Source organism: Streptomyces sp. (assembly GCF_035645055.1).
In the GTDB taxonomy this organism is placed as follows: Bacteria; Actinomycetota; Actinomycetes; order Streptomycetales; family Streptomycetaceae; genus Streptomyces.
On record NZ_DASQNH010000023.1, the window covers coordinates 45,812 to 69,209 of the forward strand.

Here is a 23,398-nt window from a genome sequence, read left to right on the forward strand (position 1 = left end):
GAGGATGGAACAGACCGGCACCCTCGTGATGATCTTGCTCGATTCCCGGGGAAAACCACGCAGTTGTGGATAACTCCGTCACCCATAAGGCTGAATCCCCGGCAGAACCTCACCGTGAGGCGACCACGACCCCCAGCAGCCCGGGCCCCGTATGCGCCCCGATCACCGCCCCGACCTCGCTCACATGCAGCTCGCCCAGCCCGGGCACCCGGGCCCGCAGCCGCTCCGCCAGGGCCGAGGCGCGGTCCGCCGCCGCGAGATGGTGGACGGCGATGTCGACCGGCGCGGCCCCCGCCCGCTCGGCGACGATCTCCTCCAGCCGGGCGATCGCCCTGGACGCCGTGCGCACCTTCTCCAGCGGCTCGATCCGGCCCCCGTGCAACTGGAGCAGCGGCTTCACCGCGAGCGCGGAGCCGAACAGCGCCTGGGCCGTACCGATCCGGCCGCCGCGACGCAGGTACTCCAGGGTGTCGACGTAGAAGTACGCGGAGGTGCCTGCGGCCCGCTTCTCCGCCGCCGTGACGGCCTCGTCCACGGAACCGCCCGTCTCCGCCGCCTCGGCCGCCGCCACCGCGCAGAAGCCGAGCGCCATCGCGATCATGCCGGTGTCCACCACCCGCACCGGCACCGGCGCCTCCCTCGCCGCGAGCACCGCCGCGTCGTAGGTGCCGGACAGCTCGGCGGACAGATGGAGGGAGACGACCCCGGTGGCGCCCGACTCGGCGACCTTGCGATAGGTCTCCGCGAACAAGTGGGGGCTGGGGCGCGAGGTGGTGACGGGGCGTCGCTTCTGGAGCGCCTGGGCCAGGGAGCGGGTCGAGATCTCGGTGCCCTCTTCGAATGCCCGGTCGCCGAGGACGACGGTCAGGGGCACCGCTGTGATGCCGTGGCGCTCCATCGTCCGCGGCGGCAGGTAGGCCGTTGAATCGGTGACGATCGCGACATGGCGGGACATGAGCTGGAGGTTACCTGGCGTAGCGTCCGGACGGCAGCCCAGCCCGCTCACCCGCACCGGAACGAGGACCGGGCAGGCGGGTTCAGGTGGTGCTCTCGGGGCGCGGCTTCTTCTGCCACGGGTAGGCCGGGCGCGGGTCGGGCGGGGTGATGGCGGGGCGCGCCGGCTCTTCGGTGGTCCGCGCCTGCGGGGTGTCCGGCCAGGTCTGCTGGTGCGCTGCCGCGGCGGCGTCGGCGGCGGGGGCTTCCGGCCAGGGCGGCGGCGTGGCGGCGGAGGAAGCGGAGGACCCCGCGGGATCCTCGGTCGTCCAGTGCCGCAACGCACCGGCCTCGACGTCGATCTGGGCGCTGAGCGTGTCCAGGTCGTCGTCGGCGAAGCGGTGGGCGCGATCGCGGGCGGCCCAGCGCAGGGAGTCCGCCGAGCGCGTGATGCGCTCGGTGCGTTCCCGCAGGCCGGGCAGCCGCTCGGTGAGCGAGGCCCGGTCCGGCTCGGCCTCCAGGCGGCGCAGGTCGGCGTCCAGTTCGTGCCCGTGGGCACTGAGCCGCTGGAAGAGGGCGAGCGATTCCTTCAAGGACTCGTCCTCGGCGGCGCCTGCGTGGAGCGCGTCCTGGGTGGCCCGCATCGAGGTGCGCAGCCGGAGCCGCAGCTGGGCGATCTCGCCGGCCGGGCCGGGCTGGACGAAGGACTTGGCGCGCAGGGTGTGGTCCTCGACCGTGCGGCGGGCCTGGGTGATCGTGCGGTCCACGCCGCGCTTGGCGGCGCCGACGACCTTCACCGTGGCATAGGCGCCGAGTGCGACGAAGAGCACGAAGAGCAGGGCCACCACCGCGATCGCTTCCACTGCGCTCCTCCTCCGGCCGATCGGGCCCTCGGCCCGCCGCGGCATCCGCCGCGCCGCTCTTCCACGGTAAACGCATCGGGCAGGCCGGGAGTTCCACGACAACCCCGAACCTGCCCGCAGCGAACCCCGAGCACACCCCCTAGGGGGCGGCCCGGGGCTCACGCCCCGCTCACGTTCCGCTTACGTTCCGCTTACGCCGGAACGATGTTCACCAGCTTCGGCGCCCGCACGATGACCTTGCGGATCCCGGCCCCGTCCAGTGCCGCGACGACCTTCTCGTCGGCCAGCGCGACCTTCTCCAGCTCGTCCTCGGAGATGCCGGGGGCGACCTCCAGGCGCGCCTTGACCTTGCCCTTGATCTGGACGACGCAGGTGACGGTCTCGTCCACGACGTAGGCCGGGTCGGCGACGGGGAAGTCCTGGTGGACGACGGAGTCCGGGTGGCCCAGCTTGCGCCACAGTTCCTCGGCGATGTGCGGGGCCAGCGGCGCGACCAGCAGCACCAGCGCCTCGGCGACCGGGCGCGGCACGGGACCGCCCGCCTTGGTCAGGTGGTTGTTCAGCTCGGTGACCTTGGCGATGGCGGTGTTGAACCGCATGCCCTCCAGGTCGCCGCGCACGCCGTCGATCGCCTTGTGCAGGGCGCGCAGCGTGTCCTCGTCGGGCTCGGCGTCGGTGACGGTGACCTCACCGGTCGCCTCGTCGACGATGTTGCGCCACAGCCGCTGGAGCAGCCGGAACTGGCCGACCACCGCGCGCGTGTCCCACGGCCGGGAGACGTCCAGCGGGCCCATGGCCATCTCGTACAGCCTCAGGGTGTCGGCGCCGTACTCGGCGCAGATCTCGTCCGGAGTGACGGCGTTCTTCAGGGACTTGCCCATCTTGCCCAGCAGGCGGGTGACCTTCTCGCCCTGGTACCAGTAGGCGCCGTCGCGCTCCTCCACCTCGGCGGCGGGGACGGCGATGCCCCGGCTGTCGCGGTAGACGTAGGCCTGGATCATGCCCTGGTTGAACAGCTTGTGGAACGGCTCCGCGGAGGAGACGTGCCCCAGGTCGTACAGGACCTTGGACCAGAAACGGGCGTACAGCAGGTGCAGCACGGCGTGCTCGGCGCCGCCGACGTACAGGTCGACACCGCCGTGCGGCCGGCCCTCGCGCGGGCCCATCCAGTACTGCTCGATCTCCGGGTCGACCAGCTTCTCGCTGTTGTGCGGGTCCAGGTAGCGCAGCTCGTACCAGCAGGAACCGGCCCAGTTGGGCATGGTGTTGGTCTCGCGGCGGTACGTCTTGGGGCCGTCGCCCAGGTCGAGGGTGACGTTGACCCAGTCCTCGTTGCGCGACAGCGGCGTCTCGGGCTGGGTGTCCGCGTCGTCCGGGTCGAAGGTGCGCGGGCTGTAGTCCTCGACCTCCGGCAGCTCCAGCGGCAGCATCGACTCGGGCAGCGCGTGGGCGACGCCGTCCTCGTCGTAGACGATCGGGAAGGGCTCGCCCCAGTAGCGCTGGCGGCTGAAGAGCCAGTCGCGCAGCCGGAAGTTGACGGTGCCCTCGCCGATGCCCTTGGACTCCAGCCACTCGGTGATGCGCGCCTTGGCCTCGACGACGCCCAGGCCGTCCAGGGAGACGTCCTCGCCGGTGGAGTTCACGATCTTCGCGTCGTACGAGGCGAAGGCGTCGTCCCAGGTGGACGGGTCGGTGCCGCGGTCGTCCGAGGGCTCGACCACGCAGCGCATCGGCAGCTCGAAGGCGCGCGCGAAGGCGAAGTCGCGGGTGTCGTGCGCCGGGACGGCCATGATGGCGCCGGTGCCGTAGCCCATCAGGACGTAGTCGGCGATGAAGACGGGGATCCGCTCGCCGGTGACCGGGTTGGTGGCGTACGCGCCGGTGAAGACGCCGGTCTTCTCCTTGGCGTCGGCCTGCCGCTCGACGTCGGACTTGGACGCGGCCTGCGCGCGGTAGGCGGCGACGGCCTCGGCGGGGCCGGCGTGGCCGCCGGTCCACACCTCGTGCGTGCCCTCCGGCCAGGCGCCCGGGGTGATCGTGTCGACCAGCGGGTGCTCGGGGGCCAGCACCATGTAGGTGGCGCCGAACAGGGTGTCCTGGCGGGTGGTGAAGACGGTGATGCGGTCGTCGCCGACGGGGAAGTCGACGCGGGCGCCCTCGGAGCGGCCGATCCAGTTGCGCTGCTGGAGCTTGATGGCCTCGGGCCAGTCCAGCGCGTCCAGATCCTCCAGCAGCCGGTCGGCGTAGGCGGTGATGCGCATGTTCCACTGGCGCAGCTTGGCCTTGAAGACCGGGTAGTTGCCGCGCTCGGAGCGCCCGTCGGCGGTGACCTCCTCGTTGGCCAGCACAGTGCCCAGGCCGGGGCACCAGTTGACCGGCGCGTCGGAGGCGTACGCCAGCCGGTACTGGCCCAGGACGTCGGCCTTCTCCACGGCGTTCAGCTCGTTCCAGGAGCGTCCGCCGGGCACCTCGCGCTCACCGGACTCGAACTGGGCGATCAGCTCGGAGATCGGGCGGGCCTTCTTGGCCTCGTCGTCGTACCAGGAGTTGAAGATCTGCAGGAAGATCCACTGGGTCCACTTGTAGTAGTCCGGGTCGATCGTGGCGAACGACCGGCGCTTGTCGTGGCCCAGGCCCAGCCGCCGCAGCTGGGCCTTCATGTTCTCGATGTTGGCCTCGGTGGACACGCGCGGGTGCGTGCCGGTCTGCACGGCGTACTGCTCTGCGGGCAGGCCGAAGGCGTCGAAGCCCAGGGTGTGCAGGACGTTGTGGCCGGTCATGCGCTGGAAGCGCGCGAAGACGTCGGTGGCGATGTAACCCAGCGGGTGGCCGACGTGGAGGCCCGCACCGGAGGGGTACGGGAACATGTCCATGATGAACTTCTTGGGCTTGGCGACCAGTCCCGGATCGCCCGCCAGGTCGCCCGTGGGGTTCGGCGCCGCGTACGTGCCTGCAGCGTCCCAGACGTCCTGCCAGCGTGCCTCGATCTCCGCGGCCAGGGCGGCCGTGTAGCGGTGCGGCGCGGCCACCTCGGCGGTGGCAGCGGGGTTCGTCTCGCTCATGATCCTCAAAGCTCCATCGATCGTCTCTGCCTGCGGCTTGTCGAGAAACGAAAAATCCCCTCGCACAGGAGGGGACGCCGCGCCGATTCCGGCCACTCGACTCGTCCGGTGGCCGGGACTGATCAGCGCGGCCCGCTAAGCAGAAGGCGTACGGCACGCATGGCGCCAGGGTACCGCAGCCCTCGACCGGGCCGCGACGACGTTCAGAACGTGAACCGCGATCATGATTACTTCGCGTAACAACCTCTAAAGGGCATCACAACAACCAGATAGTCGTTTGATAACAGCGCAATAACTCAAACCTCGCACTCATGGGTATGGCGCGACCTAGAGTGCGGCCCGGGACCGCTTTCCCGAACCGCTCGGAGTTGCCCCCATGACCTCTCGTCGTAAAAACAGCTCGCTCGTCCCACCCGGCCGGTCGGCCTACGGTGCGGCGACGGCTGCCGTGCTGGTCCTCATACCCGTGCTCGTGCTGGCCGGAGGTGACACGTTCCGCGAGTTCCTCGACTTCGGCGCGGGCGTGCTGAGCCTGGTCTCGTTGTCCTGCTCGGTGATCTGGGGCCTGGTGGCCCAGGACCGGATCCTGCTCAACGCGCGCCAGCGGATCGTCGGGCAGGCGGTGCACCGGGCGACGGCGGTCGCCGCGATCGCGTTCCTGCTGCTGCACGTCACCACCAAGCTGGCCCTCGACCACGTCGAGCCGATCGCCGCCGTGCTCCCCTTCTCGCTCGGCGTCACCGGCAGCGCCGGGCTGATCGGACTGGGCTCCCTGGCCGGGCTGCTCATGGTCTTCGTGGGCATCACCGGCGCCCTGCGCGGGGCCTTCGCCTCCCCGGCACCGGTCGCCGCCCGCTGGCGGACCATGCACATGCTGGCCTACCCGGCCTGGTGCGCGGCGCTGCTGCACGGCCTGTTCGCGGGGCGCCAGGCCAAGCCGGTCTTCGTGTTCCTCTACGGCCTGTCGCTGGTCGCCGTCATCGCGGCGCTGGCGCTGCGGTCGGCGCCCCGCCCGGTCAAGCGCGAGGTCGCCGACCGGCTCATCGCGCTGCTCGGCGGCGGGGAGCGGCCGGGCCGCGAGGACCTGGACGCCGCCCGCGCGCGGGCGGGCGCCGAGCCCTCCCCCCTGCCCGGCTACGACGTCCCGCGCGGGGACCGCGAGCGCCCCGCCGAGCCCGCCGCCGGCTTCGCCGCCGCCTACCGTGCGGTGTCCCGTCCCCGCCGGTCCCAGCACCCCGTCCCGGACGCCCAGCCCACCGAGTCGCTCCCCCGGATGGACACCGCTTCGCTGCCCCGCGTGGACACCTCCTGGCCGATCCCGTCGCCGCCGCCGGTCGGGGAGGCGCCCCCGTCGGCGTACGACCCCCTCCAGGACACCGGATACACCATCCCGCCCTATGACAATCCGGGCACCGGCGCCTACGGCCGCACCGAGATGTTCGACACGGTTGAGTCGAACACCCTCTACGGCACGTACAACCCGAACGACACGTACGACAACAGCGGTCCCGCCACGGAAACACTGCCCGGTGCGTCCTACGACTTCGACGCACCGGGTTCGGGCGAACCTTGGAACATGCCTTCCGGAGGCTTTAAGTGAACGAGGCCCTGCCCGACGTACCCGAAGTCCGCGTGGTCGGACTTCCTCAGCTCACGTCGGGCTTCGACCTTGTCGAAAGACTCGATCTGCCCATGCACCTGAAGGTGCACGGGCCGCTCGAACCCATGGGCGGCGAGCAGCTCGCACAGCTCGCCGAACGCATCAATCTCAGGGGCCGCGGCGGCGCGGGCTTCCCCTTCCACAAGAAACTGCGGTCGGTCGCCGAATCGGCGATCCGCCGCGGCGTACGGCCGGTGGTGGTGATCAACGGAAGCGAGGACGAACCCGCCTGCCGCAAGGACACGGTGCTGATCAACCGTGCCCCGCATCTGATCCTGGACGGCGCGCTGCTGTGCGCCGAGGCCCTGGGTGCCCGCACGCTCGTGGTGGGGGTCACCCGGGAGTCCACCCAGCGCTCCATGGAGGCCGCGCTCGCCGAGCGCGGCCTGAGCAACGGGCGAAGATCGGCGCTCCGCGCGCGCGTGCAGCGCAATCCCGTCCGCATGGTCACCGGCGCCGCCGCCTCCCTGATCCGCTCGATCGACGGCGGCCCGGCGATCCCGCCCGGCCGCAAGATCAGCGCCTCGGTCAGCGGTGTCGGCGGCGCCCCGACCCTGCTGTCGAACGCCGAGACGTTCGCCCAGCTGGCGATCGCCGCGCGGATCGGCCCGGAGCGGTACGGCAATACCGGGCTGTACGACGAGCCGGGCACCGTGCTGCTCACCGTCTCCGGGGCGGTCGCCCGCCCCATGGTCATCGAGGTTCCCACCGGGGTGCCGCTGCGCTACGTCCTGCAGCTGGCCGGCGCCCCGCCGCTCCCGCAGGGCGTGCTGACCGGCGGCTACCACGGCAAATGGATCGACGCGGCGACGGTGAACGAGGCGATCGTCTCGCGCAACTCGCTGGACGCGGTGGGCGGTTCGCTGGGTGCGGGGGCGATCCTGCCGATCACCCAGGAGACCTGCCCGCTGGGCGAGTCGCTGCGGGTGGCGCAGTGGCTGGCCGAGGAGAGCGCGGGCCAGTGCGGCCCCTGCTACCTGGGCCTGCCGGCCGCCGCGCGCGGCTTGGAGGACATCCTCAACGGCGGCGGGCCGGCCGCCCTGGAAGCGCTGAAGCAGGTCGCCAAGAACGTCAAGCGGCGCGGCGCCTGCTCCCACCCGGACGGCTCCGCGATGTTCCTGGAGTCGACCCTCAAGGCGTTCACCGACGACCTCGCCGCCCATGTCCTCGGCAGCGGCTGCGGACGGCCCGTGGAGGGCGTTCTGCCGCTCTTCGAGGGTGGCAGGGGCCCGACGGGCGTCCCGGGCGGCGGCACGGCCGAGGAGAACGGCCCCAGCCGCCAGAAGATCTACGTCGACTGGACGCTGTGCCGGGGACACGGCCTGTGCGCCGACATCCTCCCGGAGGTCTTCGAGCTGGGCGCCGACGGCTTCCCGACCGTCGCCCAGGCGGCCGTGCCCCGCTACGCCGAGGCGAAGGCGCTGCGCGCGGTGCGCCGCTGCCCGGCGCTCGCCCTGCGGATCGAGGAGGACACCCGCTCCCAGCCCGCCGCGCGCAATCTGCCGGTGCTGTCCCAGGGGCGCGGGCGGCGCGCGCTCGGCCGCTGAGAAAAGAGGCGGGACATACGAAAAGATCCCCGGATCCGAGAGGATCCGGGGATCTGCTGTGGAGCTAAGGAGAATTGAACTCCTGACCTCCTGCATGCCATGCAGGCGCTCTACCAACTGAGCTATAGCCCCTTGCGGTGTGCCGTCCGCTTCGTTTCCCTTGCGGGTTTCCCTCGCGGCGACACAGAGAACATTACACGGTCCCCCCGGCGGAACACCAAATCGTTTCCGTTCTGCCCGAATATGAGCGCTATGGTCGGCCTCCGTGACCGTGATCGCGTTCTCCGGAGTCCACCGTCGTGTGCCGACCGCCCTCGGGATGTGCCTGTTCTCCTTCGCGGCGTTCTGGATCGCGCAGCGGGCCGCGCAGGTGTCGATGATCGACCTGATGGTGTACCGCGCGGAGGGCGCGACCGTCCGCGCGGGCGGCGATCTCTACGCCCTGCGGGCCACGACGGCGCAACTGCCCACCACCTACCCGCCCTTCGCGGCGCTGCTGTTCACCCCGCTGACGCTGCTGGACACCGCGGGTCTGCGCACCCTGGCGACGGCCGCGAACCTCGCCCTGCTGGTCGTCTTCGTCCGGCTGTCGCTGCGGCTCGCCGGGCACACGCGCGTGGACACCGTCTGGTGGGTCACGGCGGCGGCCGTGTGGTGCGAGCCGGTGTGGACGACGCTGCGGTACGGCCAGATCAACCTGCTGCTGGCCGTGCTGGTCCTGTGGGACCTCACCCGCCGCCCCGGTGACCGCCTGGCCGGGCTCGGCATCGGGCTCGCGGCGGCGGTGAAGCTGACGCCCGCGCTGTTCGCGGTGTTCCTGCTCGCCACCGGCGTCGTCGCACACCGCGCGGGCGGCACCGGCGCTCCCTGGCTGCGCCACGCGCGCGGGGCGGCGATCGCGTTCGCCGGCGCCACCCTGCTCGCGGCGGCCGTCCTGCCGTACGACTCCTGGCGGTTCTGGAGCTGCATGGTCTTTCGCGCGGGACGGGTCGGCCACGCGGAGGAGACCGCGAACCAGGCCCTGCGCGGCGTGCTGGCCCGGGCGCTGCACACCCCGGAGCCGGGGGCCGCCTGGGTGGTGGCGGCCGCGCTCGTCGGCACCGCCGGGCTCGCCGCAGCGGTCGCCGCGGAGCTGCGCGGGCACCGCGCGTGGGCGGTGCTCGGGTGCGCGGTGACGGCGCTGCTGATCAGCCCGGTGTCCTGGTCGCACCACTGGTTGTGGTGCGTGCCCCTGGTGCTGCTGCTCGGCGCCCGCGGCCACCGCGCGGGCGCCGCGGGCACCCTGCTGGTCTTCTGCTCGTACGCCCTGTGGTGGGTGCCGCACGGCGACGGGCGGCCCGAACTGCGCCAGAGTGCCGCCGAGTTGCTGCTCTCCGGGCTCTACGCGGGGGCGGGCTGCGCCTTCCTGCTGTGCCTGCCGCGCGCCGCGCTCAGGCCGTCACGAACGAGTAGAACCGTTTGAGGGTGCAGTGCTCCTCCAGGAGGCGGCCGTAGATCGGCTCACCCTCCAGCTCGCGGTACGTCTCGATGGGGTCGCCTTTTATGATCAGCGCCCGCGCGCATTCCTCGCACCAGTACTGGTAGTCGGGGTTCACCGGTTCCATGTCCCGGACGATCGGCGTACCGCTGCCGCACCAGTCGCACTTCCGCCTGTGGGCACCCATCGATCAGCTCCAGCTGTGGCCGCAGGCCGTGCACACGTAGGAGATTCCGCCGTTGTCGCCGAGCACTTGGGCCACGTGCGCGGAACCACAGGAAGGGCAGCTGAGCCGGGTGGCCGTGTGCCGTATCAACGCTGCTTCGCCGAGGAGGTGGCCGTCCTCCTCAGTGATGCTCGAAGGCATCGCTACTCCCTCCCGTCGGGCCGCGCCCCCTTCCGGCCGTTTGATTCTGCCACGACCGGGCCGACACGGTCAGCGACGCCTGCGTACCAGTCCGGACACGGCACCGGCCGGACCGGGCTCCACAGAGGTATACGCCACTCGCGTCGCAGGTGTTCAAGAGCGCGGGACGAAAAAATCCCGCCCCCCGGAGGGGACGGGATTCGTCCTGTGGAGCTAAGGAGAATTGAACTCCTGACCTCCTGCATGCCATGCAGGCGCTCTACCAACTGAGCTATAGCCCCTTGTTCCATGCGGCGGAGCCGCATGGTGTCTCGCCCTGCTCGTCAGCCGGGCGAACAAGAAGAACTTTAGCCTGCGACCTGCCGGAAAGTGAAATCCGGGTCCCAGGGGCCGTGGCCCCGGTCAGTCGTCGTCTCCGAGGACCGGTTCCGGCAGCGTGCCGGCGTTGTGCTCGAGCAGCCGCCAGCCGCGGGCGCCCTCACCGAGGACGGACCAGCAGCAGTTGGACAGGCCGCCCAGGCTCTCCCAGTGGCGGGCCTCCAGACCGAGCAGCCGGCCGATGGTGGTCCGGATCGTGCCGCCGTGGCTCACCACGACGAGCGTGCCGTCGTCGGGCAGCTTCTCGGCGTGCCGCAGCACCACGGGGGCCGCGCGGTCGGCGACCTCGGTCTCCAGTTCGCCGCCGCCGCGGCGTACCGGCTCGCCGCGCTTCCAGGCGGCGTACTCCTCGCCGTGCCGGGCGATGATCTCGTCGTGCGTCAGTCCCTGCCAGACGCCCGCGTAGGTCTCCCGCAGGCTCTCGTCGAGGGTCACGTCCAGACCGGTGAGCGCGGCCAGCTCGGCGGCCGTGTTCGCGGCCCGCGACAGGTCGGAGGCGACGATCGCGTCGGGGCCCAGGGAGGCCAGCAGCCGGGCGGCGCGGCGGGCCTGGGCGACGCCGGTCCCGGTCAGCTCGACGTCCGTGGTGCCCTGGAAGCGGCGCTCCACGTTCCACGCGGTCTGCCCGTGCCGCCACAGGATGACGCGGCGGCCCCGGCCCTGCTTCCCGGCGGTCACCTCACCGGTGGCGCTCACCGCCACTCACCGCCCGCCTCCGTCGCCTCCTCGGCGGCCTGGAGCTTGGCGTGCTCCTCGGCCTTGCCGCGGGTCGCGCGGGCGTCCTCGGGCAGGTCGATCTCGGGGCAGTCCTTCCACAGCCGCTCCAGGGCGTAGAAGACGCGCTCCTCGCTGTGCTGGACGTGGACGACGATGTCGACGTAGTCGAGCAGGATCCAGCGGGACTCGCGGTCGCCCTCACGGCGGACCGGCTTGGCGCCGAGTTCCTTCAGGAGCCGTTCCTCGATCTCGTCGACGATCGACTTGACCTGGCGGTCGTTGGGGGCGGACGCCAGCAGGAAGGCGTCCGTGATCGACAGCACGTCGCTGACGTCGTAGGCGATGACGTCGTGGGCGAGCTTGTCGGCCGCGGCCTGCGCGGCGGTGGTGATCAGTTCGAGAGAGCGGTCGGTCGCGGTCACTACAAGGCTTTCCGTCGGCGGTCGTTTGCCTCCCAGGGTCTCACGACCGCCGACGGGGGCCCCACGGCATTACGCGGGGCCCGCCGGTGGCTACGGTTCGTAGTCCTGGCCGAGGACGACCGTCACGTCGGCGTTGGCGGTCACCTCGCCCTTGGTGACCGCGCTCGCGGGCAGACCCAGGGTCTTGGCGACCTCGGTGGCGTTCTGCTGGTCGGCCGGGTCGGTGTACACCACCTCCGACGCGCTCTCGGCGGACGCCGTGCCACCCTCCAGGAAGGTGAAACCTCCGTTGAGGAGCACCACGCGGGCCTTCTCGGTGTTGTCCTGCACCCCGCTGGCGTTGCGCACCGACACCCGCACCGCCGCGTCCTGGTCGGGGCTCTTCGCGGTGCCGCCGAGGATGTCCTTGACCACGCTGTCGCCGGCCTCGGCGGTCAGGGCGCCGTCGTCCTGGACGGGCAGCAGGGCGGTCCTGTAGTCGCCGCTCTTGGCGAGGTCGGACAGGGCGGCGAGGAAGGTGCCGAGATCCTTGTCGGTGAGCGACGGATCGAGGATCTGGGCCAGTGTCTGCACGGTGGTCGTCGCGGCCCCGGGGTCCGAGGACATCTTGCGCAGCACCCCCTGCATGACCTGCCCGAACCGCTCCAGCTGGGCGTTCGGCGCCTCGCCGGGAGCGCGGTAGGTGGCGTAGGCGACGGCCATCTTGCCGCTGAGGGTCTGCTTCTCGCCCTGGCTGACCAGCGGCGACTGGCCCTTCTTCTTCGCGGCCGGGTCGGGCACGTCGGTGTCGGTGTCGATCTCGATGTTGCCGACGAGGTCGACGAGGTTCTGCAGGTAGGGGGTGTCGAGCCGCCAGGTGCCCTGGATGGAGGTGCCGAGGACGGTGTCCAGGGCCTCACGGGTGCCGGAGGAGCCGTCGTCCTCGACGGACTCGGCGAGGGTGGTGGTGGTGCCGTCGTCGCCGGTCAGGGCGAGGGAGTTGGGCAGCAGGACGGTGGTGCCCTGCTGGGTGGTGGTGTTGTCGACCAGCAGGGCGGTGGAGGTGCCGCCGCCCTTGGTGTCGTGCAGATGGACGACGATCACGTCCCGCTTCTGGGCGCCCGCGGCGACGCCGGTGCCGGTCTTGTCGTCGGAGGAGGACAGGCCGGGCAGCTTCCCGGCGTACCAGAGCCAGCCGACGCCGCCGGCCGCGACCAGGGCGAGGACGACGACCAGGGCGATCAGCCGGCTGCGGGCGCGGCGGCGGGCCTCCTCGCGGCGCTCGGTGCGGTTCTCGGTGAACGCCAGCCAGTCGATGACGTCCTCGGAGTCGCCGTCGGGCTCTTCGACGAACGCGAACTGCTCGGTGCGGTAGTCGCGGTCGTCGCGCCGCGCGTCGTCCCCCTGCGCATCGTCCCCCTGCGCGTCGTCCCGCGCAGGGGCATCCTCGGCCACGGCCGGCCGGACCTGCTGCGGGATGTAGGCGGTCTGCTCGGCGACGCGGGACTGCGGGGCGGGGGCCTGCTGCCCGTAGGCGTCGTAGCCGTCGTAGCCGTCGTACGAGCCGTAGGACGTGTCGTAGGAGCCGTACGACGGCGGCGGGGGCTGCTGGCCCGTCCCGTAGGGGTCGTACGAGGGGTCGTACGAGGGGTCGGGCGGCTGCTGGCCGGTGGTGTACGGGTCGTACCCGTGGCCCTGAGGGGCCTGGGGGTCCTGTGGGGCGGCCTGCTGCTGCCCGTAGGGGTCGTACGGCTGCTGGGACGGCTGCTGCCGCACCTGCTGGTACACGGGCCGGCCGTACTCGTCGTAGCCGGCCAGCTCGTACTGCTGCTCGTACTGGCCGTCGTCCCCGTAGCCCGCGTCGTATCGGTCGTTCACCGGTGCCCCTCTCGGCTCACTCGCCGCGGTACAGCTCGCGCTTGGTGATGTAACGCACGACTCCGTCCGGCACCAGATACCAGATGGGGTCGCCCTTGGCGACTCGCGCACGGCAGTCCGTGGACGAGATGGCGAGGGCCGGGACCTCGACGAGCGAGACGATGCCCTCCGGGAGTCCGGGGTCGTTCAGGTGATGTCCCGGGCGGGTGACCCCGATGAAGTGCGCCAGGGAGAACAGCTCCTCCGTGTCCCGCCAGGTGAGGATCTGGGCGAGGGCGTCGGCGCCGGTGATGAAGAACAGGTCCGTGTCCGGGTTGAGCGCGCGCAGGTCGCGCAGGGTGTCCACGGTGTAGGTGGGCCCACCGCGGTCGATGTCGATACGGCTGACCGAGAACTGGGGGTTCTCGGCGGTCGCGATGACCGTCATCAGATAGCGGTCCTCGGCCGGGGAGACGGTGCGGTGGCTCTTCTGCCACGGCTCGCCGGTCGGCACGAAGACGACCTCGTCGAGGTGGAACGCCGCGGCGACCTCGCTCGCGGCCACCAGGTGGCCGTGGTGGATCGGGTCGAACGTACCGCCCATGACACCGAGGCGGCGCTTGCCGCGGCCGCTCGCGTCCCGCGGCGTGTCGTTCACCGGACCGGTAGGCATGTCCTGCTCTCCCATGCGTGCAGACCCTACCGGCCCGGTCGGTGGACCTTGACGGCCGGAGTCGTCGCCCCGGCTCAGCGGTCGCGGTTGAAGCGGGTGGTCACCCACAGCAGCAGCATCAGGATGACGAAGGCGCCGCCACCGGTGAGCAGCGGGCTGAGGCTTTGGTGGTTGCCGCCGTGTTCCCCGCCCTCGGAGGCGAGGGTGACCAGCTGGGCGGCGGTGGTGTGGAGGCTCATCGTCGTCAGGACCTATCGCGTGTGGGCGGGATGAAGATGTCGGCCCATCGTAAGCGGGCGACTCCGCGGCGATCACCCCGACTCCTCCGCCGGGCAACCTTCGGGCGCGATCAGTCGTCCTTCCGCCTGTACCCCCGGAGCAGGAGCCAGGCGGTCAGCGCACAGCCCACCAGCATCACGACCAGCAGAATCCGGAGGAGGTTCCCGCCCCCCGGCTCCTCGGCGGCGGCCATGAGCCAGACGGACGCGGCGTGGTGCTCCATGACGTGGGACTCCTTCGCTGTGCTGCCCGTCCACGGTAACTCCGCCTAGGCTGGGCCTTGCCTCGGGGGCACGGACCGGCAGCGGTCCGGGCACGGCGTCCGGACCGCCACACCGACGCACCTGGGGGACCCGATGTCCTACGACCATCCGCAGACCGGTTCCGAGCGCCTGCCCGGCAGGCGGCGCCGGCGTTTCCCGGAGATCTCCTCGCGCGCCTGGGAGCACCCGGCCGATCGCTCCGCCCTCGTCGCGCTGCGCCGTCTCAGCGGCTTCGACACCGTCTTCAAGACGCTCAGCGGGCTGCTGCCCGAGCGGAGCCTGCGGCTGCTGTTCCTGTCCGACTCGGTGCGCGTCTCGGACCGGCAGTTCCCGCATCTGCACACCCTGCTGCTGGACGCCTGCTCCATCCTCGACCTGGACAAGGTCCCGCCGATGTACGTGCAGCAGGACCCGCAGCCGAACGCGATGTGCGTCGGCATGGACGAGCCGATCATCGTGGTCACCACCGGCCTGGTCGAACTGCTGGACGAGGAGGAGATGCGGGCGGTGATCGGCCACGAGGTCGGCCACGCCCTGTCCGGCCACTCCGTCTACCGCACGATCCTGCTGTTCCTGACCAACCTCGCCCTCCGGGTGGCCTGGATACCCCTCGGCAATGTCGCGGTCATGGCGATCGTGACCGCGCTGCGCGAGTGGTTCCGCAAGTCGGAGCTGTCCGCCGACCGCGCGGGCCTGCTGGCCGGACAGGACCTGCAGGCCTCGCTGCGCGGTCTGATGAAGCTGGCGGGCGGCAACCATCTGCACGAGATGAACGTGGACGCGTTCCTGGAGCAGGCCGAGGAGTACGAGGCGGGCGGGGACCTGCGCGACTCGGTGCTGAAGATCCTCAACGTGCTGCCGCGCTCCCATCCCTTCGCCACGGTCCGCGCGGCCGAGCTGAAGAAGTGGGCGGCCACCCGCGACTACCAGCGGCTCATGGACGGCCACTACCCGAAGCGCGGCGAGGACCGGGAGACCAAGGTCTCGGAGTCGCTGCGCGACTCGGCGGCGGCCTACGCCTCGGAGGTGCGCGGCTCGCGGGACCCGCTGATGAAGCTGGTCACGGACCTCGCCGAAGGCGCCGGAGACCTGGGCGGCCGGGTCCGCCGCGGCTGGGGCGGCTTCACCGGCGCGCCGCGCGGGGACCGGCCCTGGGAGACAGCGGACGGGGCGCGGGGGGCGGACGGGGCGGAGGGGGCGCACGGCCCGAACAAGGGGACCGGTGAGAAGGACACCGGCGAGACGGGCACCGGCGAGAACGGGAAGGCCACGCCCTAGACCCTCGGCTGGGCGCTGTCCGCCAGCGTCCCGCACAGCGCCGTGGCGCCCTCGGAGGCGTACGGGTCGGAGCCGGCCGGGCCCCCTGCCCGGGCGGTCTGGCCGGCGAGCAGCGGGTGCAGCCGGGCCGCGGTGTCCTCGGCGCAGGACAGCGGCCCGGCCTGGAGCTGCGAGCCGACCACCTGGGTCTGGTGCAGCCGCAGGTCGTCCCGGTCGAAGCGGAAGTGCAGCTCGCGGCGGACGGTGAACAGCGACGCCTCGGCGGCGCCGTCGGCCCCGGCCGGCCGCAGCGCGTACACGAAGGTGTGGTCCGCGGTGACCTCCAGGGTGGACGCGTCGGTCTCCTCGGCGTGCAGGCTGCCGCGGACGCGGATCCTGGGGTCGGCGAGTTCGGCGGCGGCCGGGTCGAAGCGGACCAGCCAGCCGGTCGCGAAGTGCTGCCCGTCCGCCGTGGGCTGGTCGAAGCTGCGGTCGAACTGGTCGAGCTGGTCCGGGTCGAGGAGCACCCGCACCGGGCGGACCTGCCCGCCGGAGAGCACCTCGGGGTAGAGCGAGGAGCGGACGACGTAGTCCTTGGCCGTGCTGAGGGCGGTGAGCACCTGGCCGTCGGAGAAGTGGGCGGTGCGCCGGGCGGCGGGCAGCGGGATGCCCTCGGCGCCGATGCGGAACTGGGCGGCCGGGCTTTCGGCGTACAGACGTTCGAGGTCGCGGGTGCCGGGGACGGGCCCCCGGGGCGCGAGCGGGATGACGGTCATCCGCAGCGGTTCCACGGCGGGCTGCCCGGTGTGCGCGGACTGGGCGGGGTGGCGTACGCCCATGTAGATCGCGGCGCCGAAGGCGACGGCGATCAACAGGACCAGGACCAGGGCCTGGCGGGACAGGCCGCGGTGCGCCGAGGTGCGGCGGCGCACGGCGGGCGCGTGGTCGGCCAGGCGCTCGCGCGCGGAGTACTCCTGGAGGCGGGCAGCGCGGACGAACGACTCGTCGAACACGACGGATCGGTACTCGTCTTCCGCACCGTTGGGGACCCCGTCGGGCGTCCCCTCGGGTGGGTCTCCAGGCCCGCCCATATCTTCAGGGTAGGTCTCGCGACGGCCCGGCAAACGCACCGTCCCCGGACAACTTCTGACAGGTGCTCACCAGGCCGGAAGCCATCTGCGCCGGGCTTGTCACGGGCCCTGCGGGCAGACAGCCGGGGGCGCCTGTCAGGGGCTGCGCGGGACCGCCGAGACCGCCGGCCTGGAGTGGTCCGCGGAGGCCGAGGGGCTCGCCGCGCCACCCTGCTCCACACCGGTCGAGGCGGGCGGCGGCACCTGGTCCTGCCGGCCCGAGGCGGCGCCCCGGTAGACGGCGGCGAAGGCCAGGGCGACCATGCCGACACCCATCACCAGGGCCAGCACCCAGGCGACGGGGCGGTGCCAGCGGCCGTGCTTGCCGTAGCCGCCGGGGGGCGGACCGTCGAGGATGTCGGGGTCGTCCAGGATGTCGTAGTCCGGATCATGGCCGAAAGCCCCCGGCCCGTCGCCGCCGTATCCGTCGTCGTAGCGTTCGCCGCGGGTGTGGGCGCGGCGGGCCTCCGCCTCGGAGGCCTCGGCTCTGGCCTGCGCCGCGGCGAGGAGGCGCTCCACGGCGGTCGGCTCGTGCACCACGGCCGCGCGCACGAAGGCCTCGTCGAAGACCACGGAGGCGAACTCTTCGTCCGACACCCCGCGGTCGTGGTCGTCGTCGGGCTCCCAGCCGTCACGGAACGGCGAACCCCCCACGTCCTCCGGCACTCATCCAGAGTAGACCTGGGGGGTCGATTTGGGCAGACGGCAGAGATATTCATCCGCACGCTCGGATGAGCGCGCCGGGGTCGTGCGCCTCAGCGCCGTACGTGCCCGTCGCCGGTGACGATGTACTTGGTGCTGGTCAGCTCGGGCAGCCCCATCGGGCCGCGGGCGTGCAGCTTCTGCGTGGAGATGCCGATCTCGGCGCCGAAGCCGAACTGTCCGCCGTCGGTGAACCGGGTGGAGGCGTTCACGGCGACGGTGGTGGAGTCGACCAGCTGGGTGAACCGGCGCGCGGCCTGCTGCGAGGTGGTGACGATGGCCTCGGTGTGGCCGGAGGTCCACAGCCGGATGTGCTCCACGGCCTTGTCGAGCGATTCGACGACCGCCGCGGCGATGTCGTACGACAGGTACTCGGTCTCCCAGTCGTCCGGCGTGGCCTCCACGACGGTGGCCTTGGAGTCCTTGGCGTACGCCATCACGCGCTCGTCGGCGTGCACGGTCACCCCGGCGTCCGCGAGGGCGTCCAGGGCGCGCGGCAGGAACTCGGCGGCGATGTCCTGGTGGACCAGCAGGGTCTCGGCGGCGTTGCAGACGCCGACCCGCTGGGCCTTGGAGTTGATCAGGATCTCGACGGCCATGTCGAGGTCGGCCTGGGCGTCGACGTAGACGTGGCAGTTGCCGGTGCCGGTCTCGATCACCGGGACGGTGGACTCCTGGACGACCGTGCTGATCAGCGAGGCGCCGCCGCGCGGGATGAGCACGTCGACCAGGCCGCGGGCGCGCATCAGCTCGCGCACGCTGTCGCGGCTCTCGCCGGGCACGAGCTGGATGGCGTCGGCGGGCAGCCCCGCGCCGCCCACGGCGTCGCGCAGCACGCGGACCAGCGCGGTGTTCGACTGGTACGCCGAGGAGGAGCCGCGCAGCAGGACCGCGTTGCCGGACTTCAGGCAGAGGGCGGCGGCGTCGACCGTCACGTTGGGCCGGCCCTCGTAGATGATCCCGACGACGCCGAGCGGCACCCGGATCTGGCGCACGTCGATGCCGTTGGGCAGGGTGCCGCCGCGCACCACCTCGCCGACCGGGTCGGGCAGCGCGGCCACGTCGCGCACGTCGGAGGCGATGGCGCGGACCCGCTCCGGGGTGAGGGTGAGGCGGTCGATCATGCCCTCGCTGATGCCGTTCTCCCGCGCCTTGGCCACGTCCTTGGCGTTGGCCTCGACGATCTCACTGGTGCGGACCTCCAGCGCGTCCGCGATGGCGAGCAGCGCGTCGTCCTTCACGGACCGCGGCAGCGGCGCGAGGTCGGCGGCGGCTGCCTTGGCACGGTAGGCGGCCCGGGTGACCGGGGACATCGAGTCGTACGGCGAGAGCGTGGTCATGAGGGAAGGGTAGTGCGCCGAACGGGTCGGTCCGGTGTTCGTTCCACACCCCGAGACGGGAGCGAAGCCACCCTGAGACGTGCTCTGCGGCAGGGCCGAACCGGCTCAGAACGGGTGAACTCCGACCGGGCTCGCCGGGGGCGGTCCGTAGCCCTCGGCGATCCGCTGGTGGTAGGTGGCCCGGTCGATGACCTCCAGGCCGACGATCTCCCAGGGCGGCAGCCCGGCGGTCTGCCGGTGCTCGCCCCACAGGCGCAGTGCCACGGCCGCCGCGTCGTGCAGGTCGCGGGCCTCTTCCCAGTAGCGGATCTCGGCGTGGTCGCTGGCGTATCTGCTGGTCAGCAGGAAGGGATGGTCGTGGGCGAGCTGTTCCAGGGCGCGCCGCAGCTCCGGCAGCGGGGCGGCCGCGCCGGAGACGCTGAGGGTGACGTGCCAGAGCCTGGGCAGGTCGGCGGGCTCCTCGCCCTCGAAACGGTCCCCGGCCGCCACGCTGGTCAGCGGAGTCCGGTCCGCACCGGCCGCACGGGAGCCGGCACCACCGCGGGACGCCGTCACCCCAGGGCGTAGTCGTCGCACGACGGCCTCCTTCGCGCCTGCGGATCTGTGCCTTCGAGTGCCTTCGAGACAAAGTTGAGCAGCCTGCGGATGATCGTGTGGCACTTTTGCGGAACGTCCACCACCCGAGGCGGACGATTCACCGCAATCCGGGTGTGCGAACGGATGTCTTCACGCGTCTCTACGGACGCTCTTACGGGTGCAGGAGCACCAGGTCGTCCCTGTGTACGACCTCGCGTTCGTATCCCGGACCCAGCTCGCGGGCCAGTTCCCGGGTCGACCGGCCGATCAGCCGGGGGATCTCCTTGGCGTCGAAGCTGACGAGCCCCCGGGCCACCGCCCGCCCGGTGCCGTCGCGCAGCTCGACCGGGTCGCCCGCGCTGAACTCGCCCTCGACCGCGGCGATCCCGGCGGGCAGCAGCGACTTGCGGCGCTCCACGACGGCCCGCACCGCCCCGTCGTCCAGGGTCAGCGCGCCCTGCGGGGTGGAGGCGTGCTGGAGCCACAGCAGCCGGTCGGCGGAGCGCTTGCCGGTGCGGTGGAAGTACGTGCCGGTGTCCTGGCCGGTGAGGGCGTCGGCCGCGTGGATCGCGCTGGTCAGCACCACCGGGATGCCCGCGGCGGCGGCGATCCGGGCGGCCTCGACCTTGGTGACCATGCCGCCGGTGCCGACCCCGGCCTTCCCGGCGCTGCCGATTTCGACGTGCGCCAGGTCCCCGGGCCCGCGCACCTCCGCGATCCGCGAGGTGCCCGGCTTGCTCGGGTCGCCGTCGTAGACGCCGTCCACGTCCGAGAGCAGCACGAGGAGGTCGGCGTGGACGAGGTGGGCGACGAGGGCGGCGAGCCGGTCGTTGTCGCCGAAGCGGATCTCGTCGGTGGCGACCGTGTCGTTCTCGTTGACGATCGGGAACGCGCCCATCGCCAGCAGCTTGTCGAGGGTGCGCGAGGCGTTGCGGTGGTGGGCGCGGCGGCTCATGTCGTCCGAGGTGAGCAGCACCTGGCCGACGCGGACGCCGTAGCGGGCGAAGGAGGCGGTGTAACGGGCCACCAGGAGGCCCTGGCCGACGCTGGCGGCGGCCTGCTGGCGGGCCAGGTCCTTGGGCCGGCGGCGCAGGCCCAGCGGGGCGAGCCCCGCCGCGATGGCACCCGAGGAGACCAGCACGATCTCCTTCTCCCCTCCGCTGCGCACCTTCGCCAGGACGTCGACCAGCGCGTCGACGCGGTCGGCGTCCAGCCCCCCGGAAGCGGTGGTCAGCGACGACGAACCCACCTTGACGACGATCCTGCGGGCCTCGCGCACGGCCTGCCTTGCCCCTGCCACCTTGCTGCCTGTCCCCTCGCGTCGAGTCACTCCCCCACCAGGCAATCTACGGGAAGGCGGGGGTGCCGCGCGCCTTCGTTCCACGCTGCGGACCGTCGACGCGGGCGGGCTCAGCCGGCCGGCACGCCACGTTTCCCCGCCGGCCGCCCTCCACGGCGCGGGCACGGCGTCCTCGCGGATCCATGGCTGCCGGGCCGGATGCCAAGGAGAGAGACAAGAGAAAACCCGCCGCGGCGAAGAAACTGCCTTCACCGCGGCGGGCCTGGCACAGGGCCCGTCGGAGGCGGGACGCCTAGAAAGGCTCGAAGTCGTCGAACTCCCGCTGCGCGTCGTCCCGTTCGGCCTGCCGGTCGCGTCGCCGCTGCGCCGCGGGCCGCTGCTCCTCCAGGCGGTGGTCCTCACCGCGCCGGCCCAGCATCTCGGCACCGGCCATGACGGACGGCTCCCAGTCGAAGACGACCGCGTTCTCCTCGGGGCCGATGGCCACGCCGTCGCCCGCGCGGGCGCCCGCCTTCATCAGCTCCTCCTCGACGCCGAGGCGGTTGAGCCGGTCGGCGAGGTAGCCGACGGCCTCGTCGTTGTTGAAGTCGGTCTGCCGCACCCAGCGCTCCGGCTTCTCGCCGCGCACCCGGAACAGCGGTTCGCCGCCGGCCTCCTCGCGGGTGACGGTGAAGCCCGCGTCGTCCACAGCCTTCGGGCGGATGACGATCCGGGTCGCCTCCTCCTTCGGCTTGGCGGCGCGCGCCCGGCCCACCAGGTCGGCGAGGGCGAACGACAGCTCCCTCAGCCCGATGTGCGCCACCGCCGACACCTCGAAGACGCGATAGCCACGCGCCTCCAGGTCCGGCCGCACCATCTCGGCGAGGTCCTTGCCGTCCGGCACGTCGACCTTGTTGAGCACCACGATCCGCGGCCGGTTGTCGAGCCCGCCGTACTGCCGCAGCTCCTCCTCGATGATGTCGAGGTCGGAGACGGGGTCGCGGTCCGACTCCAGGGTCGCGGTGTCCAGCACGTGCACCAGCACGCTGCACCGCTCCACGTGCCGCAGGAACTCCAGGCCGAGGCCCTTGCCCTGGCTGGCGCCGGGGATGAGACCCGGCACGTCGGCGATGGTGTAGACGGTCGAGCCCGCGGTGACGACCCCGAGGTTCGGCACCAGCGTGGTGAACGGATAGTCCGCGATCTTCGGCTTGGCGGCGGAGAGCACGGAGATCAGCGAGGACTTGCCTGCGCTGGGGTAGCCGACCAGCGCCACGTCGGCGACGGTCTTCAGCTCCAGGACGATGTCCCGCAGGTCGCCGGGCTCGCCCAGGAGCGCGAAGCCGGGCGCCTTGCGGCGGGCGGAGGCGAGGGCCGCGTTGCCGAGGCCGCCGCGGCCGCCCTGCGCGGCGACGTAGGAGGTGCCGTGGCCGACCAGGTCCGCGAGGACGTTGCCCGCCTTGTCCAGCACGACGGTGCCGTCCGGCACGGGCAGGACCAGGTCCTGGCCGTCCTTGCCGGAGCGGTTGCCGCCCTCGCCGGGCTTGCCGTTGGTGGCCTTGCGGTGCGGGGAGTGGTGGTACTCGAGCAGCGTGGTCACGGACTGGTCGACGGTGAGGATGACATCGCCGCCGCGTCCGCCGTTGCCGCCGTCCGGGCCGCCGAGCGGCTTGAACTTCTCCCGGTGGACGGAGGCACAGCCGTGACCTCCGCTACCCGCGGCGACGTGCAGTTCGACGCGGTCCACGAAGGTGGTCATGGTTCAGTGCCTCCAGAAAAGTACGTTTTGTCGTGCCGTTACGCGTATGTCTTTGTGTCAACACGCGAAAGGCGGACCCGCTTCCCGCCCGGGAAGTGAGGTCCGCCTCGCGAAGCGTTCGGTGCTGAATCAGGCGATTCAGGCGACCGGAACGATGTTCACGACCTTGCGGCCACGGTGGGTGCCGAACTGCACCGAACCGGCCTGCAGCGCGAACAGCGTGTCGTCGCCGCCGCGGCCGACACCGGCGCCCGGGTGGAAGTGGGTGCCGCGCTGGCGAACCAGGATCTCACCCGCGTTGACGACCTGACCGCCGAAGCGCTTCACGCCGAGCCGCTGGGCATTCGAGTCGCGACCGTTCCGAGTGGACGATGCGCCCTTCTTGTGTGCCATGTCTCCTCAGTCCCTTACTTCGCAGCCGTGGGGATCTCAGTGACCTTGATCGCCGTGTACTGCTGGCGGTGGCCCTGACGACGGCGGTAGCCGGTCTTGTTCTTGTAGCGCAGAATGTCGATCTTCTGCCCCTTGTGGTGGTCCACGACCTCGGCCTGGACCTTGATGCCGGCCAGCACCCACGGGTCGCTGGTCACAGCGTCGCCGTCGACAACGAGCAGGGTCGAGAGCTCGACCGTGTCGCCAACCTTGGCAGTGGAAATCTTGTCAACCTCAACGATGTCGCCGACAGCAACCTTGTGCTGGCGACCACCGCTGCGCACGATGGCGTACACGCGGATCTCTCTTTCGCTCGGAGAACGGCACCCCCGCAGGCCAGCCGCCCGGCGCGACCCGCGCGCGAGCAGCCTCTCCCGGTCACGGCCCGTGCCCGGAAGGAAGAGGTTTACGGGGATGTGGCGTGGTCAATGGACACGCCGACGGTC

General features: G+C 71.8%; 22 protein-coding genes and 2 tRNA genes. 4 read left to right on the plus strand and 20 right to left on the minus strand.

Translation table 11 applies throughout. The features are described 5' to 3' along the window. Nucleotides 1-109 precede the first annotated feature (109 nt). From VE614_RS07840 to leuS, 3 genes are all read right to left on the minus strand, one after another. Complete coding sequence (locus VE614_RS07840; protein ID WP_324934031.1) at nucleotides 110-955, minus strand: DegV family protein; 846 nt, start codon at nucleotides 953-955, stop codon at nucleotides 110-112. An 82-nt stretch (nucleotides 956-1,037) separates the two neighbouring features. Then, on the minus strand, nucleotides 1,038-1,796 hold the full coding sequence (locus VE614_RS07845; RefSeq protein WP_324934033.1) for a hypothetical protein: 759 nt from the start codon (nucleotides 1,794-1,796) through the stop codon (nucleotides 1,038-1,040). Between the two features lie 191 nt (nucleotides 1,797-1,987). Beyond that, a complete protein-coding gene (gene leuS / locus VE614_RS07850) occupies nucleotides 1,988-4,858 on the minus strand; it encodes a leucine--tRNA ligase (protein ID WP_324934035.1) in 2,871 nt (956 codons plus the stop codon). A gap of 376 nt (nucleotides 4,859-5,234) precedes the next feature. On the opposite strand from leuS, the gene VE614_RS07855 reads away from it, so the two are divergent. Together VE614_RS07855 and VE614_RS07860 are read left to right on the plus strand one after the other, a co-directional pair. After that, a complete protein-coding gene (locus tag VE614_RS07855) occupies nucleotides 5,235-6,458 on the plus strand; it encodes a cytochrome b/b6 domain-containing protein (protein WP_324934037.1) in 1,224 nt (407 codons plus the stop codon). Beyond that, on the plus strand, nucleotides 6,455-8,065 hold the full coding sequence (locus VE614_RS07860) for an NADH-ubiquinone oxidoreductase-F iron-sulfur binding region domain-containing protein (protein ID WP_324934040.1): 1,611 nt from the start codon (nucleotides 6,455-6,457) through the stop codon (nucleotides 8,063-8,065). Before VE614_RS07855 ends, VE614_RS07860 begins: the two co-directional genes overlap by 4 nt. A gap of 59 nt (nucleotides 8,066-8,124) precedes the next feature. Here the strand turns inward: VE614_RS07860 and VE614_RS07865 are convergent. Then, nucleotides 8,125-8,197 (minus strand) — tRNA-Ala (locus VE614_RS07865). 133 nt (nucleotides 8,198-8,330) lie between these two features. On the opposite strand from VE614_RS07865, the gene VE614_RS07870 reads away from it, so the two are divergent. Further along, on the plus strand, nucleotides 8,331-9,527 hold the full coding sequence (locus tag VE614_RS07870; protein ID WP_414719543.1) for a glycosyltransferase 87 family protein: 1,197 nt from the start codon (nucleotides 8,331-8,333) through the stop codon (nucleotides 9,525-9,527). On the opposite strand, the gene VE614_RS07875 is transcribed toward VE614_RS07870, so the two are convergent. The 8 genes from VE614_RS07875 to VE614_RS07910 form a co-directional block, all read right to left on the minus strand. After that, nucleotides 9,496-9,669, minus strand: a complete 174-nt coding sequence (locus tag VE614_RS07875; protein ID WP_004001335.1) for a hypothetical protein — start codon at nucleotides 9,667-9,669, stop codon at nucleotides 9,496-9,498. The two genes, VE614_RS07870 and VE614_RS07875, sit on opposite strands and share 32 nt — an antisense overlap. 448 nt (nucleotides 9,670-10,117) lie before the next feature. Further along, nucleotides 10,118-10,190, minus strand: a tRNA-Ala gene (locus VE614_RS07880). Between the two features lie 121 nt (nucleotides 10,191-10,311). After that, complete coding sequence (locus VE614_RS07885; protein WP_414719544.1) at nucleotides 10,312-10,983, minus strand: histidine phosphatase family protein; 672 nt, start codon at nucleotides 10,981-10,983, stop codon at nucleotides 10,312-10,314. After that, on the minus strand, nucleotides 10,980-11,426 hold the full coding sequence (gene rsfS / locus VE614_RS07890) for a ribosome silencing factor (protein WP_324934044.1): 447 nt from the start codon (nucleotides 11,424-11,426) through the stop codon (nucleotides 10,980-10,982). Before rsfS ends, VE614_RS07885 begins: the two co-directional genes overlap by 4 nt. Before the next feature lie 90 nt (nucleotides 11,427-11,516). After that, a complete protein-coding gene (locus tag VE614_RS07895; protein WP_324934048.1) occupies nucleotides 11,517-13,283 on the minus strand; it encodes a LytR C-terminal domain-containing protein in 1,767 nt (588 codons plus the stop codon). A gap of 16 nt (nucleotides 13,284-13,299) precedes the next feature. Then, nucleotides 13,300-13,950: a nicotinate-nucleotide adenylyltransferase gene (gene nadD / locus VE614_RS07900; protein WP_324934051.1), complete on the minus strand. Its 651-nt coding sequence runs from the start codon at nucleotides 13,948-13,950 to the stop codon at nucleotides 13,300-13,302. Nucleotides 13,951-14,009: 59 nt separating this feature from the next. Next, nucleotides 14,010-14,174 (minus strand): hypothetical protein, encoded by a 165-nt coding sequence (locus VE614_RS07905; RefSeq protein WP_324934053.1) that lies wholly within the window; start codon nucleotides 14,172-14,174, stop codon nucleotides 14,010-14,012. A gap of 110 nt (nucleotides 14,175-14,284) precedes the next feature. Next, complete coding sequence (locus VE614_RS07910; protein WP_324934055.1) at nucleotides 14,285-14,437, minus strand: hypothetical protein; 153 nt, start codon at nucleotides 14,435-14,437, stop codon at nucleotides 14,285-14,287. Nucleotides 14,438-14,570: 133 nt separating this feature from the next. Here VE614_RS07910 and VE614_RS07915 point away from each other — a divergent pair, with 133 nt between their 5' ends. After that, on the plus strand, nucleotides 14,571-15,755 hold the full coding sequence (locus tag VE614_RS07915; RefSeq protein WP_324934057.1) for a M48 family metallopeptidase: 1,185 nt from the start codon (nucleotides 14,571-14,573) through the stop codon (nucleotides 15,753-15,755). Here VE614_RS07915 and VE614_RS07920 read toward each other — a convergent pair. From VE614_RS07920 to rplU, 8 genes are all read right to left on the minus strand, one after another. Continuing rightward, entirely contained in the window at nucleotides 15,752-16,825 is a 1,074-nt protein-coding gene (locus tag VE614_RS07920; protein WP_324934059.1) for a hypothetical protein, read from the minus strand. The genes VE614_RS07915 and VE614_RS07920 overlap by 4 nt on opposite strands. Before the next feature lie 135 nt (nucleotides 16,826-16,960). Further along, entirely contained in the window at nucleotides 16,961-17,530 is a 570-nt protein-coding gene (locus VE614_RS07925) for a hypothetical protein (RefSeq protein ID WP_324934061.1), read from the minus strand. Between the two features lie 89 nt (nucleotides 17,531-17,619). Then, nucleotides 17,620-18,906, minus strand: a complete 1,287-nt coding sequence (locus VE614_RS07930) for a glutamate-5-semialdehyde dehydrogenase (protein WP_324934063.1) — start codon at nucleotides 18,904-18,906, stop codon at nucleotides 17,620-17,622. A gap of 105 nt (nucleotides 18,907-19,011) precedes the next feature. Continuing rightward, nucleotides 19,012-19,482 carry a hypothetical protein gene (locus tag VE614_RS07935; RefSeq protein ID WP_324934065.1) on the minus strand — a complete coding sequence of 157 codons (471 nt, stop codon included), beginning with the start codon at nucleotides 19,480-19,482 and terminating at the stop codon, nucleotides 19,012-19,014. A 172-nt stretch (nucleotides 19,483-19,654) separates the two neighbouring features. Continuing rightward, on the minus strand, nucleotides 19,655-20,782 hold the full coding sequence (gene proB / locus VE614_RS07940; protein WP_324934066.1) for a glutamate 5-kinase: 1,128 nt from the start codon (nucleotides 20,780-20,782) through the stop codon (nucleotides 19,655-19,657). Between the two features lie 292 nt (nucleotides 20,783-21,074). Beyond that, nucleotides 21,075-22,520, minus strand: a complete 1,446-nt coding sequence (obgE, locus tag VE614_RS07945; RefSeq protein ID WP_324934069.1) for a GTPase ObgE — start codon at nucleotides 22,518-22,520, stop codon at nucleotides 21,075-21,077. Between the two features lie 138 nt (nucleotides 22,521-22,658). Beyond that, entirely contained in the window at nucleotides 22,659-22,913 is a 255-nt protein-coding gene (gene rpmA / locus VE614_RS07950; RefSeq protein WP_010041940.1) for a 50S ribosomal protein L27, read from the minus strand. 14 nt (nucleotides 22,914-22,927) lie between these two features. Next, on the minus strand, nucleotides 22,928-23,248 hold the full coding sequence (gene rplU / locus VE614_RS07955) for a 50S ribosomal protein L21 (protein WP_003990208.1): 321 nt from the start codon (nucleotides 23,246-23,248) through the stop codon (nucleotides 22,928-22,930). Nucleotides 23,249-23,398 lie beyond the last annotated feature (150 nt).